Source organism: Thermodesulforhabdaceae bacterium (assembly GCA_037482015.1).
Classification (GTDB): domain Bacteria; phylum Desulfobacterota; class Syntrophobacteria; order Syntrophobacterales; family Thermodesulforhabdaceae; genus JAOACS01.
Genome location: JBBFKT010000001.1, coordinates 388,750 through 401,843, shown reverse-complemented (window position 1 = coordinate 401,843; position 13,094 = coordinate 388,750). Strand labels below are relative to the sequence as shown.

10 protein-coding genes are annotated in these 13,094 nt (G+C 47.9%); 5 read left to right on the top strand and 5 right to left on the bottom strand.

What is annotated here, in order from left to right; genetic code table 11:
* Positions 1-218 precede the first annotated feature (218 nt).
* Genes WHS38_01830 through WHS38_01815 form a run of 4 tightly spaced genes read right to left on the bottom strand, consistent with a single transcriptional unit; the run spans position 219 to position 5,298 of the window.
* The gene (locus tag WHS38_01830; protein ID MEJ5299708.1) at positions 219-428 is read right to left on the bottom strand and encodes a hypothetical protein; all 210 of its coding nucleotides are present in this window, start codon (positions 426-428) and stop codon (positions 219-221) included.
* Between the two features lie 40 nt (positions 429-468).
* Positions 469-2,640, bottom strand: a complete 2,172-nt coding sequence (locus WHS38_01825) for an NAD(P)-binding protein (protein MEJ5299707.1) — start codon at positions 2,638-2,640, stop codon at positions 469-471.
* Positions 2,641-2,681: 41 nt separating this feature from the next.
* On the bottom strand, positions 2,682-3,182 hold the full coding sequence (locus WHS38_01820) for a 4Fe-4S dicluster domain-containing protein (protein MEJ5299706.1): 501 nt from the start codon (positions 3,180-3,182) through the stop codon (positions 2,682-2,684).
* A 19-nt stretch (positions 3,183-3,201) separates the two neighbouring features.
* Positions 3,202-5,298, bottom strand: coding sequence for a molybdopterin-dependent oxidoreductase (locus tag WHS38_01815; protein ID MEJ5299705.1), 2,097 nt, complete (start codon positions 5,296-5,298; stop codon positions 3,202-3,204).
* Positions 5,299-5,849: 551 nt separating this feature from the next.
* Between WHS38_01815 and WHS38_01810 the strand changes: the two genes are divergently transcribed.
* Positions 5,850-7,031 (top strand): sulfite exporter TauE/SafE family protein, encoded by a 1,182-nt coding sequence (locus WHS38_01810; GenBank protein ID MEJ5299704.1) that lies wholly within the window; start codon positions 5,850-5,852, stop codon positions 7,029-7,031.
* Positions 7,032-7,098: 67 nt separating this feature from the next.
* Positions 7,099-7,695 (top strand): hypothetical protein, encoded by a 597-nt coding sequence (locus WHS38_01805; protein MEJ5299703.1) that lies wholly within the window; start codon positions 7,099-7,101, stop codon positions 7,693-7,695.
* On the opposite strand, the gene WHS38_01800 is transcribed toward WHS38_01805, so the two are convergent.
* Positions 7,690-9,396: an FAD-dependent oxidoreductase gene (locus WHS38_01800; GenBank protein ID MEJ5299702.1), complete on the bottom strand. Its 1,707-nt coding sequence runs from the start codon at positions 9,394-9,396 to the stop codon at positions 7,690-7,692. The two genes, WHS38_01805 and WHS38_01800, sit on opposite strands and share 6 nt — an antisense overlap.
* 143 nt (positions 9,397-9,539) lie before the next feature.
* Between WHS38_01800 and WHS38_01795 the strand changes: the two genes are divergently transcribed.
* Genes WHS38_01795 through uvrC form a run of 3 tightly spaced genes read left to right on the top strand, consistent with a single transcriptional unit; the run spans position 9,540 to position 12,600 of the window.
* Positions 9,540-10,352 (top strand): TatD family hydrolase, encoded by an 813-nt coding sequence (locus tag WHS38_01795; GenBank protein MEJ5299701.1) that lies wholly within the window; start codon positions 9,540-9,542, stop codon positions 10,350-10,352.
* A complete protein-coding gene (locus WHS38_01790) occupies positions 10,349-10,693 on the top strand; it encodes a CGGC domain-containing protein (GenBank protein ID MEJ5299700.1) in 345 nt (114 codons plus the stop codon). Before WHS38_01795 ends, WHS38_01790 begins: the two co-directional genes overlap by 4 nt.
* Positions 10,693-12,600, top strand: coding sequence for an excinuclease ABC subunit UvrC (gene uvrC / locus WHS38_01785; GenBank protein ID MEJ5299699.1), 1,908 nt, complete (start codon positions 10,693-10,695; stop codon positions 12,598-12,600). The genes WHS38_01790 and uvrC overlap by 1 nt, the downstream gene beginning before the upstream one ends.
* Positions 12,601-13,094 lie beyond the last annotated feature (494 nt).

Sequence of the window (13,094 nt, the reverse complement as noted above, 5' to 3'; positions counted from 1 at the left end):
GCACCTGAAAGGGTGACGGTGGTGAACCGGAGATAACGATAACCGTCCCGTAGGGGCAGGCCTTGTGCCTGCCCAATCCCAGGGCCATGTGCCTGTCCGATTATGGGGCAACCACAATGGATTACCCCTACACTTCATCCAACAAAGAGCAATAAAAAATTTCCATAACCTAAGGGACACACAGCAGTGTCCCTCAGGATTTTCCTGCAAAGCCCGGATTATTCAATTACTCGAAGGCAATCTTGAGGAAACCGATAAGTTCCTTTTTCGTCAATTGTAACCTCTATCAAAGCATCAGGATCATTTTTTACCGTATCAGGATCAGTAACAATACCGTGCAATCCTATGAATTCATCCATGAAGTCTTCCCAGCTTTCATCATCGGATCTTCTGTAAATTTCTACTTTCTGGCCTTTCTTAAAAGTCATAGCCCCACCCCCTTTCTGGGAAAAGGGTTTTACAATGCCGTCACATAACCGGCGGTGCGGTTTCGTCATGGCTCCTAGCTGATCTCTTTCGTGCACAATCTATACATAGCCTTACATCGGGCGATACATCAATAAAATCCTTAAGCCTATTTAAGACGAAATCATGATACCGCTCTGGGCCAATAGGAGCACCGCATTCGGAGCAGTATTCCAGCTTGAGCCTGTTAAGTTCCGTGCCGCAAAGGCTCAAGATCCGTTCACCGCCAACTTCTTCTACCTGCATCGCATCGTTAGGACAATTGTAAGCGCAGGATCCACAAAGAATGCATTTCTCAGCCACTTTACGGAAATCTGTCTCTACAGGATGGTCAAAATCAAAGTGCCCGAAGGGAAGAGCATCAACCTTCATGCGGTCTCGACACACTTCTACACATTTCCCACAGCGTCTGCAGACATCGCACCTCAGGCAACGGTAGGCTTCTCGGCGAGCATCCTCCTCGGCATAACCCAGTTCAACTTGCTGGAACGTAATTTTACGGCGGTCACAGTTAAGGAGAGGCATCTGAGGTCGCTGAATGCGCATCTTTTGAGTAGCGGTTGTGCGAAGGAAAGGAAGGCGCCGACGCCTGACCGGCACAGGCGGACGTTTAGGTTGTGGAAGCCCCTGAAGATAACGATCGATAGCTTCAGCGGCTCTTTTGCCCGCACCTATGGCTTCAATAACCGTTGCGGGACCAGTAACCACATCACCCGCTGAGAAGACCCCAGGGATGGATGTTTCCATGGTAACCGTGTTCACCTGAATGGTGCTGCGGCGAGACCATTTAAGATCGGGAAGTTCCGTAAGCCCTTCTTTGTTCACAACCTGTCCAATGGCGGTAATAACGCAGTCAACGGGAAGATCGTATTCACTTCCTTCAACAGGCACAGGCTGTCTTCTCCCTTTCTCATCCGGCGGCCCCAGAACAGTTCTGACGCATCGAAGTTTTTCGACTCGCCCATCATGCCCTAGAATTGCAACGGGGATGGTTAAAAAGAGAAAATCCACGCCTTCTTCTTCGGCTTGAAGAACTTCTTCCTCGTGAGCCGGCATTTCGGCTCGAGAACGTCTGTAAACCATTGTGACCTTTTCGCACCCGAGCCTTATACAGGTTCTTGCCGCATCAATGGCAACGTTACCCCCACCGATAACGGCAACTCTCCTGCCCGGCTTAACACGTTCACCAAGGGCTACCTTCCTGAGAAAATCGACCGCACTTAGAACTTGAGGGAAATCATCTTCACCGGGGATATTCAACTTGTAAGAACCATGAGCACCAATAGCGATAAGGATTGCTTCAAATCCCTCATTTTTCAGGTCTTCGATGGTTATATCCCGTCCAAGGCGGGTATTTAACCGAAATTCAACACCCAGCTCCCGTATCATATCAACTTCACGATCGATTACCTCACGAGGCAACCTGTATCGAGGGATACCAACCATCATCATGCCCCCTGCAACGGGAAGAGCATCTATAACCGTCACATCATATCCTTTGAGAGCCAGGTAGTAAGCGGCGGTAAGACCTGCAGGACCAGCACCCACAATGGCAACTTTTTTGCCCTTTGGAGGAGCTTTGGGGGGATTTTTGTAACCCCCTTTAGCCATAACTCGTTCTGCGGCAAAGCCTTTAAGATTTCTTATGGCGATTGGGGAATCGATTCTTCCACGAACGCACACGAATTCACAGGGATGAGTGCACACAAGCCCGCAAACCCACGGAAAGGGATTATCTTCACGGATAATTTCAATTGCTTCCTCGTCATGTCCCATCCCGATAAGAGTCACATAGCTTGGGATATCGAGCCCGGCAGGGCATGCCATCTGACATGGAGATGGAGCAAGTATGGTGCAGTCTGCTGTAGGGCAATTTCTGGTCTCAATATGGCTAATGAACACTTCGGCGAATTTATCCAGAGCATCGAGCACTCTCATGCCGGCTCTGATGCATTCATCACATTCGCCTTCCTCGACAATTGTGCGAGCGAGCTTTTTCAGAGCCTCTATGTGCCCGAGTTCTGCCCGTCCCCAGGAAATATCATCAATCAGAGCAATGATTTCCTCAACAAACATACGGCACCTAGGATGAGCAATTCTATCCAGAAGAGATTTTACTTCAACGCGGGTAAGTGCCACTTCACATTTAATATTGAGCGTTTTCTTATCGCTCAAGGTTTTCCTCCTCTTCCAGTATCCCGCTTTGGTTCACAGGTTTACTCAAAGTAAGCCGCAGCCTTGGCTGCTCTCTCACGCCTTATCGACGGCACCTCGTTTGCCTTTCCAAAATAAAGGCACTTGGTGACGCAGATCGTAACACAGGCAGGCAAAAGTCCTTTATCCAGTCGATCCATGCAGTAGTCGCACTTCACCACTTTGCGCTTTTCTGGATCCCACTGAGGCACTCCCCAGGGACAGGCGGACATACAGGCTTTACAGCCGACACAGAGAGTCTCATCCACATAAACAATACCGTCTTCCCGTTTTTGCATGGCTCCGGTGGGGCAGGCTGCAATGCACCAGGGCTTTTCACAATGGAAGCAGGGCATAAACTTGAAGAAAGCCCTGGGGAGGCCGCCGATAAATTTGGGTCCCACCACGACAACTTCGCAGGGCTTGGGACCTCTCGGAAGCCCCTTATTCACTTTGCACACAACTTCGCAGGCTCGACAGGCTATACAGCGCTTTGCATCTTGCATGAGATAATACTGGCTCATTGATAGATCCTCCCTGTTTCTACTTTTTGTAAGCTCGTCGGACTCTCACAAGTGTGTCGTCGAGAGCGGGGCTACCACCCACAATGTCCGATTTATTCTCCTGCAACACAGCATCGGCGGCTCCTTTATCGAAGCTTCGAGTAGCAAAGCGGGCTTTATGTCCAAAACCGTGAAGCATGAAAACCGCCTCCGGATGAATAAGATCTGTCACATAAGCCTTAAGGCACACATCGCCACAGGAGGAGGAAACTTCTACAAAGTCTCCATTACTGATTCCGAGCCGTTCAGCTTCGCGACGGTTAATCCAGAGCACATTTTCCGGAACAAGCTCGTTAAGGTATGGATTATTCTGGGTGGATACGTGAGTGTGCTGAGCGCAACGACCTACCATGAGCCTGTAACGTCCTTCGGGAGGAGCCATTACAGATTCATAGGGCGGGAAAGATGGATAACCGGCTTTTTCAAGAAGAGAAGAAACAAATTCGATTTTCTTGGAAGGAGTCTTCAGCTTAAGTCCGTTTTCTCGATCCCACCATATTTCTTTATCCGTGTAGGCGACAAAGCCTTTGCGATCGAAGTCTTCCAGAGTGAACCCTGTTCCTTCAAGCTGCCACTTCACAAGGTCTTCCATTGTTTCGTATGGGAAGAAACGCCCAAACCCAAGTCTGTCTGCAAGTCTTTTAACTATGATTGGTGCTGGGAGAGTGTCGTAACGGGGAAGAACTGCCTGCCGACGCAGAAACATCTGGGGTTTTAGTCCGTTAGCCTGCTGGATACAGTCCGTTCTTTCAAGAAAGACCGACTCAGGAAGCACCACATCTGAATGCCATGCTATATCACTCCACTGGATATCGATTGTTACGATGAAATCCAGTTTCTCAAAGGCTCGCTCTGTAAGGCCTCTATCAGGAATAGAAAGCAGAGGTTCAAAGCGGTTGAAAATAGCTGCTTTGATCGGATAGGGATCTTCGTTAAGGATGGCAAAAGGAAGCATCTGAGGCACTCCATGATTGGGATCTGGAAGAGGAAACATTTCTGTCCCGACCTTATCAAAACGCATCTCGGTGACCTTAGGCAAACCGTCCTGTTCGGTAAGTTTTCTTGCAGGTTGCCCACCGGCTTCCTTGGGTCCTTTCTTGAAGAACAGCCCGCCTTTAGCTTCGATGCTGCCCATAAGAGCATTCAGCATGAGGATAGATCGGCGGAAGTATATCTCGTTAGGATGACTTGCTCCTCGATAGCCGAAGTGGAATATCACGGAAGGCTTTTGCTGAGAAAGTTCGCGAGCAAGAGAGATAATTCTTGCCGCAGGGATGCCCGTTTCCTTTTCTGCCCATTCCGGTGTGTAGGGCTGAATGAAGGCTTCAAGTTCTCGAAAACCTTCAACCCATCTTTCGACAAACTTCACATCGTAAAGCTTTTCTTTAATGATAACGTGCATCAAAGCGTAGTTGAAGGCAAGATCCGTTCCGGGACGAATCATGAAGTAATTATGAGCCTTGGTGGCTGTAACGGTGACTCGAGGATCAATGTAAGTAAGTTTGGCGCCCTCTTCTATAGCTTGAAGAAGGAAGTTTACAGGTCGAACTTCAAGAGCTTCAAAGATATTTCTACCGTAAAGCACAATATGCTTTGTGTTCTTATAATCGATACCAATTTCGGGATCGGTATAACCAAAGAGGGAGCGGCAGGCGGTGTTAACGGAACCCTTGCAAAGGGCATCGTGAGTGAAATGATTGGGGGATCCGAGAAGGCGCATGAAGGTTTTATTTACATGGGTAGCGAGGTTAGTGCGTTCCCCCCATACGATGCTTTTTCCCCCGTAGGTTTTGGCGATTTCCTGAAGTTTGGTTGCCACAATGTTGAGCGCCTCATCCCAGGAGACTCTTTTCCATTCTCCTGACCCTCTGGGTCCTGTTCGAACCATGGGTCCCTGTATACGTTCGGTGTCGTTTAGCAGAGCCGTAGCGGCGGCTCCTTTCGGACACAAACTTCCCTGCATACCGGGCACGTAAGGATTTCCTTCAATCCATTTAACCTGCCCGTTTTCTACTTCAACCTTTATGGGACAACGCACAGTGCACATGAAACACAAGCTGAACACAGTCTTTGTCATCTCAGTTTCTCCTTTACTCCTTCAATATTTCTAAACCAGGACAAATCCTGAAAACTAAAACGCCCATCGTTATTATGCAATGGTAATGCCAGAGCATACTTCAAGCCATCAATGGATAGATAAAGAAGGATTCGATAAAATCCACCCCCAAACAAAAAACACTGAAAGAGACGGATCATAGCAAGATATTTTTGCACCGAAAGAAAATTTTTCTTGCACGGATAGACAAACAATCAAGATAACGTAGGGGCGACGCATGTGTTGCCCCTACCAACCGCACAACCGCCTGATTTACGCCACTTCGCCTTGATCGCGAGAGATTCGCTGATTCTTGCCCTGCTCCACCCCCTCCCCGTTGACGGGGAGGGCCGGGGTGGGGTCCGGTTCCTGTCCACTGGCTCACAGGACGACAAAAAAGCCGCCCCTCCCTGGGCGTTGGTAAAGAAATCATCTCGAAAAACCAGATGGCACAGTGGTTGCTTACAGGCATATCTCGGCTGCAAAGGGATCCCTTGCACGAGAGAAATCTAACACAATGGAGGATCGATGTTATGAGGAAGCGTTACAAGGTAATTTTAATCTGTTCGCTGGTCTTGCTTTTTGCCGGATGGATAGGGTTCATTCACGTGAGTTTAGCTCAAGAAAAGGCTGGAACAATCAGTGGTGTTTCCAAAAAGCTCGCCGACATCATAGCTGCTACTCCGAAGTGCTCGACTGAAGTCACAAAGGGTTGCATCAATCCTGATGCTCCCCGAGGCTACCTTGACATTCCCGGAGCTCCTAAGCCTTCATATCTTCTTGCATTCCTGTGGGCTTTATGGGTGGGCTGGATTTTTTCAACCGTGGGAGCTTTTGGCGGAATAATGGCTGGAGTTGGTCACATTACGGTCTTCGGCCTCGGGGACTATGCCAAAAGCTTCAAGGATACTAATAAAGCCTTAAATAAGTTCATAACCGACACCATTCGAGTTTCCAACCAGTTCCTTGTGGGCTTAAGTGCCATCATTTCATCCATTTCTTACGCCAGAGCGAGACAACTTTGCCTTCCTCTTGGAATCGCTCTAGGTGTGGGTTCCATCATTGGAGCCACCATAATCCCGTGGGTTACAACCGGAAAAGTAACAGCAAAGGCTTACACCGGTCTTTTCGGACTAATCGTGTTTGTAGTCGCCGGTTTTATGTATTACGGCACCACAGCAAGAGCTCAAGAAGCCCGCAAAAAGACTCAGGAAGCAGCAAAGCGATTCCAAGAAGCGGCTCGCAGGGGAGCTACTTCTGGAGAAGGTGTTAGACTCGTTTGCCTTAACCCAACTCAATGCACAATCAGTTTTTACGGAGTCGAATTCAGCTTCAACCTCTTGCTTGCTGCTCTGGGCGGTATGGTTATCGCGGCAATTTCAGCGCTGATAGGAGTCGGTGGTGGCTTTTTGCTTGTTCCGTTAATGACCGATATTCTAAAACTCCCGATGTTCATCGCCGCTGGAACTTCCGCTTTCGCTGTTCTTGTTAGCATGGTTACCAGTATATTTAACTACATGGTGAAAGGCGTCGTAGTCTGGTGGCCTCTTATAGGAACCGAATTGGTGGGTATTTTTGTTGGATCCCTTATAGGACCCAGGACACAAAAATACATACCCGACATCTGGCTAAAAAGGCTCTTTGTCCTGCTCGCCCTTTATGTGGGCGTTAAATACACTAGCGAAGGCTTCTTCGGTAAGTCCATTCTGCCGTAGCAAGAAAACAGCGAGGCGGGAGAATCTGGCTCCCGCCCCGCTGTAAAAACTTTTCAGGAGAATTTTAATGGAAGACCTGTATAGAGTTATCGATCCTGTTTTCATGGGACTTTTTCGCCTTGTCCCTGATCCAGTTGCCGGGTTCTTTGCAGGAACCTTTCTCCTTGCCATGATAAGCGTGGTGATAGGTCAGACGACTCTTTCGATCGCTTTCCTTTTTAATCGCAAATACGTCGAAAAGTTAAACGGAGATCTTGTAAGGTGGAACAATCTTTCAATCGATGCCATAAAAGAAGGGAATAAAGAAGCCTACAAGTCAGCCAATGAACGGGCAAATGACGCTTTTGGGCGGCTCTTCTTCTTTTCCGTGGCATACTCAGCCGCATCCCTCTGGCCCGCACCATTTGCTCTGGGATGGATGCAAAGATGGTTCAGTGAAATCGCTTTGCCCCTTCCCTTTAACATCCCTCTTGTGGGTTCGTCGGTCCATTTCCCCTTTGTTTTTATTTTGAACTTTATTCTTGCGTCGCTGATATTTTCCTCGGTCAAGCCCTATCTTCCTTATTTTGGACGCATTCATAAAATGTTAACCGCTCCCGAAAAAGAACGAGAGCGGTTAAGGAGCTTTACAGAACTCTTTGAGTCTTCAAAACAATCATTATGAAGAAACCAGATTTCCAAAGGGCCACGCCATCAGTCCACCTTCTATAAACCAGACTCGCTCAAACCCCTCAGCGTTAAGAATCCTTTGAGCCTCATAACCTCGCATGCTCACCTTGCAGAAGGTAAGAATATCTCTGTCTCTGGGGAGTTCTTTTGCTTTCTGCCGTAGCGCTCCCAGAGGAATATGGATTACTCTTGGATCATTCAGGCGAAGTTCATTAAATTCCTGAGGCGTTCGGACATCGAGCAGGATAAGATCCTTTTTTTCCTGCATCCATCGATATGCTTCAAAGGGATTGAGCCCCCTCGCCAGTCCGTTCATTTTGTTCAGAAGGACATGCGATGCAGTTAGCAAAGGATCAAGCGGGGGAGCAAAGGGTGGGGCGTAGCCAAGATCCAGGTATGCCACCTGATCAAGGGTTGCGCCAAAGTAAATCGCCGCTGCCGCAACATCCAGACGCTTGGCAACATCACCAGGACCCAAAACTTCTACACCAAGAAGAGTGCGGTAACGTTTTGATGCAATAAGTTTGATTACCAGAAGTTTTCCTCCCATATAGTGGGGCTTGTCGGGACCGCTCCATATGGCGGTTTCCACATCAAGGCGCAGTTCCTTCGCAAGCTCCTGCGTTATGCCTGCTCGACCAGCGGTAAAATCGAATACTTTACAGAGTGCCGTAGCGGTTATGCCGGGAAAGGGAGTAATAATTCCCGCAATGTGATTGGCGATTACTCTACCGTGTTTATTGGCTGTAGATCCAAGAGGAACATATATAGGCTTTCCAGTAAAGGGATAAACGTAAGGATTGAGAACACAATCTCCGCCGGCGTAAATGTTTGGGTCGGTGGTCTGGCAGTAATTGTTAATGATTATGCCACCCTTAGGATCACAGGCAAGACCGGCATCACGGGCAAGCTGGTCATTAGGCTTAACACCGACGGATACTATGACCATGTCCGCATCGATTGTCTGCTTGTCCGTGGTTACCGATCGCACAACACCGTCGCCGTTTATTGATTGAACTTTTTCGCCAAGAATAAGATTTACGCCTTTTTGTCGAATATGATTTTCAAGAAGAAGAGCCAGTTCAGGATCGAGCATGTGAGAAAGCACGTGATCGAGCATTTCCACAACGGTTACTTTAACACCACGCAAAGTGAGAGCTTCCGCCATCTCAAGCCCAATATACCCACCGCCTATGATGACGGCATTTTTCAAACCTTTTTCTTCAACGGCCTGGCGAATTAAACTGGCATCTTCAAGAGTTCTTACGGTCCAGACGTTTTGAAGATCAATACCTGGAATCGGGGGAACAACCGGGCTGGCGCCTGTTGCTAAAACTAACTTATCGTAGGGAAGATCCTCTTCTTCACCGGTATCGAGATTTTTTACTCGAACGGTTTTTGAAATGCGATCAATAGAAAGAGCCTCCCTCCGAGTAAGCACTTTGACTCCCTTAGCCTGTTCAAAAAACTGAGGAGTCCTTCTAACTCCTACCGGTGTTTCATTCAAAACCATCACATCGTCGAAAAGCCCTTCCACGTAGTAAGGAATCCCGCAGGCACCGTAGGAAACATACGAAGTTTTTTCAACGATGGTAATGTCAGCATCAGGAAGAAGTCGCTTAAGGCGAGCGGCGGCTTTGGGTCCGCAGGCAACTCCTCCGATAATCACGACACGAAGCTTTTTATCTGCTGCCATCTTTCTTACCTCCTTTACGATATGCCTCTATTATTCCCGAACATTGTTGTCACTTCTATTAAGGTTGACCGGAGCTGTCAACCTGGTTATACGTTAATATGTATTATTTCGGTCCGCTTCACTTATCCAACGGAGGTAATAGTATGCAGGCGCTGGATTCACATTGCCATGCCGACATGCTTTCAAGGTTTGCCCCCGATTTCATTGAGATCTACCGATCGAAGCAAATAGCCGGCATCACCTGGTCCTATAACGAAGAGATAGCATCTTTTAAGCAATATCCCGACTACTGGGATCATTTGCAAAGGCTCTGCGAACTCTGGACCAGAGAAGGTGTGCCTTTTTTTTATCTCGTCGGGATTCACCCGCGTTCCATACCTCCCGACTTAATAGATGCTAAAAAACTTCCTCCTGAAATTGGAAAAGCCATGATGAAACATGTCGAAAACCCTCTCTGCCTCGGGCTAGGGGAACTTGGTATTGATAGAGGCTCTCCGGAAGAAGAAAAAATCCTCCGCTGGCAACTGGAATGGGCAGAAGAGTATCTTCCAAAATCGAAGCGCATAGGAATTCATACACCGCGGCAGAACAAAGAACCGGTTACGGAGCGAACTCTCAGACTCCTTGAAGATTACAGGACTCTTCACCCTTTTATCCTCATAGATCACGTTGCTCCTTCAACATACGATATGGTTTATGGAGAAGGCTATGTAGCTGGAGTAACTCTTCAGAAGGGCAAGAGTTCTCCGGAAGATCTTTATAAAATCATTGAAAAATATCCTAAGATGTTCAAAGCCATTTTAGTGAACAGCGATGGAGCTAAAGAATTGTCTCAGCCCTACATTGAATGGCTGGACGAGCATGAACTTTTCAACGAAGAGCAGTTCAAAGCGTTAGCGTTTGAAAATGCTCTAACCTTTTTTAACATTTCAAAGAACAAGGAGGAACTACTATGAAAAAGGTAGGACTTGTGGGATGTGGAGCTTACATGGCAAGCGGATACGGATGTCCTGGAGAATGGCGATGCTATAAAGCGGCGACCCTGGGAGAAGGAAAATTCAGCGAACCCGGTCAGGTAGTTTTCTTTGTCGAATGTGAATGTCCTGGAAGGACAGTGATACCCAACATCAAGATGGCTATGAAGCTCTCCGATATGAAACCTGATGTCATCCACATGAGCACCTGCATGGTTAAGGCTCAACCGGGTTGCCCTTATTACAAGCCTGAAGAACTTGCTAAAATGATCGAAACAAACTTTGGAATTCCTGTAGTGATGGGGACTCACGAATACGTCTAATGGATCTGGGTTCGGTTGATCTAAAAAATCTCGGAGAAAATAACTTCTCCGTAGATCTTCTTTCTGGCAGTTCATCGGTAGCAAAGGAAGTTATTCCTGAAAGTCCTGGAGTTTATTTGTTTGAAGACCCCAAAGGGGTTGTGCTCTACGTAGGAAAAGCAATCAATCTAAGGCGGCGGTTGCTAAGCTACGGGCAGCCGCCGTTTTCTTTAAAGACTGCTTCCATGCTTAAAAAAGCCCGACACTTCAAGTTCATAGTCACCAGAAACGAGAAAGAAGCTCTTCTTCTGGAAGCTCAGCTTATTAAACGTTTCCGTCCGCCCTATAACGTCATTCTTCGAGATGATAAAAACTATCCATCCATCCGCATCAACATAAAAGAACCTTTCCCAAAGCTGGAAACGGTAAGGCAGGTAAAACGGGATGGAGCGTTTTATTTCGGTCCCTATCCATCTCCCTATGCTATGAATGAGGCAGTAAAAGTCCTGCGAAAAGCCTTTCCTTTGAGAAAATGCCTGGGAAAAAGCTTTATGAAGCGCCATCGTCCGTGTCTTAACCATGATCTTGGACTTTGTCTTGCTCCATGCGCCGGAAAAATTTCCCACAAGGAATATCACGCCATCGTGCGAGATCTGATAAAGTTTCTGAATGGAAATGATACCGGCTTGAGAGAAAAGCTAGCTCAAGAAATGTATAAAGCTGCTGAAGAACTGAACTTTGAAAAGGCTGCTACTCTAAGAAACCGTCTCTTTGCACTAAATACCATTATGGAGCAGCAGGCTGTAGTATCCCACAGGCGCATTCACAGAGACGTGATTGGATATTTCTCAGATGGAGATCATACTTTCTTCTCCGTCGTATATGTCAGAAGCGGAGCCGTTACGGGGCATAAATGTTTTGATGCAGGTAATGCCTCTAATGACGATTCTCAACTCATGGTGAGCTTTCTCAGCCAGTATTACGATGTTTATCCCTTTATCCCGGAAGAAATACTTCTCCCAGAAGAAGTTGAAAAAAGGGAAGATCTAGAACAGTATCTTGCTGAACTGAGAGGGGCACCGGTCAAGATTATTTACGGCGGGAAAAGTGAAGAAGATCGGGAACTTTTAGAACTTGCTCAAAACAACGCCAGAGAATACGCCAGAGCAACATCTTCGGAATCAGTATCTCGCCTGGAAATTCTCCAGCTTCTTAAGGATGTAATGGACATTAACATAGTGCCTCAAACCATTGCCTGCGTGGATATTTCCAATCTTCAGGGGAAACATACGGTTGGAGCCGTTGTGGTTTTTAAAAACGGCAGACCGATGCCCAGATGGTATAGAACCTACAATCTGGGAGAAGCAATAGACCAGAATGATCCTCTCATGATCCAGCTCACCATTAAACATCTAGCTAAGGAAGACACTGAAATCTTCAAAGAAATTGATCTTCTAATGATTGACGGCGGAAAAGGTCAACTACAGGGGGCTATGAAAGCCCTTGAAACCCTTAAAAGCGAAGGAATCAGTGAGGAAAGTGATCGTCCAGTTCTTGTAGCAATAGCAAAGGAAAGATCTGGAGAAAGACTGGAGCGGCTTTTTGCCGAAAAGATTTATCTTCCTCACAAGCCAGAACCCATCCCTGTATCTGAACACCCACAGGTATTGAATTTTCTCCAACGAATTCGCGATGAAGCCCATCGATGCGCCCTGGGCGCTTACCAGAGAGCACACAGGCGGTCGCTGAAGTCGTCCATTCTTGATGCTATTCAAGGCGTGGGACCCAGGAGAAAACAATTACTTCTGAAGCGCTTTGGAGATGTGGAAGCCATCAGCAGGGCTCGCCTTGAAGATCTTCTTGCTATTCCTGGCATTCCAGAGGAAGTGGCGAAAAACATTTACGAATTGTTTCATCCTGCAAGGTAAACCCAAAAAGTAAAACCGATACGGGAAGAGTTGTAGGGGCACGGCATGCCGTGCCCCTACATTCCGCCGTCCTGGGAGGGATGGCGTCTTCGCCGTCCGTTCTTTGGGTGCGCAAGGTATGGACGTGCTCTTGGAGGTGAAAGTCCTTCCGTGAGTGCAGTAGGGGCGAAAAATTTTTCGCCCCTACCTTGCGCCTGAAAGGGCGACGGTGGTGAACCGGAGATAACGATAACCGTCCCGTAGGGGCAGGCCTTGTGCCTGCCCGGTTACGGGGCAACCACAGGGGGTTGCCCCTACACCTCTCGAACCGCCCGGTGCAAATCCGCATGCCGGATGGGCAAGAACCGGACCCCTCCCCAACCCTCCCCGTCAACGGGGAGGGGGTGTGGAGCAGGGCGAGCGGGCTAGAGTCTGCGAAGCTCTCGTGATCAAGGCGAAGTGGCGTAAATTCGGCGGTTGTGCAGTAGGGGCGCACGGCCGTGCGCCCCTACATT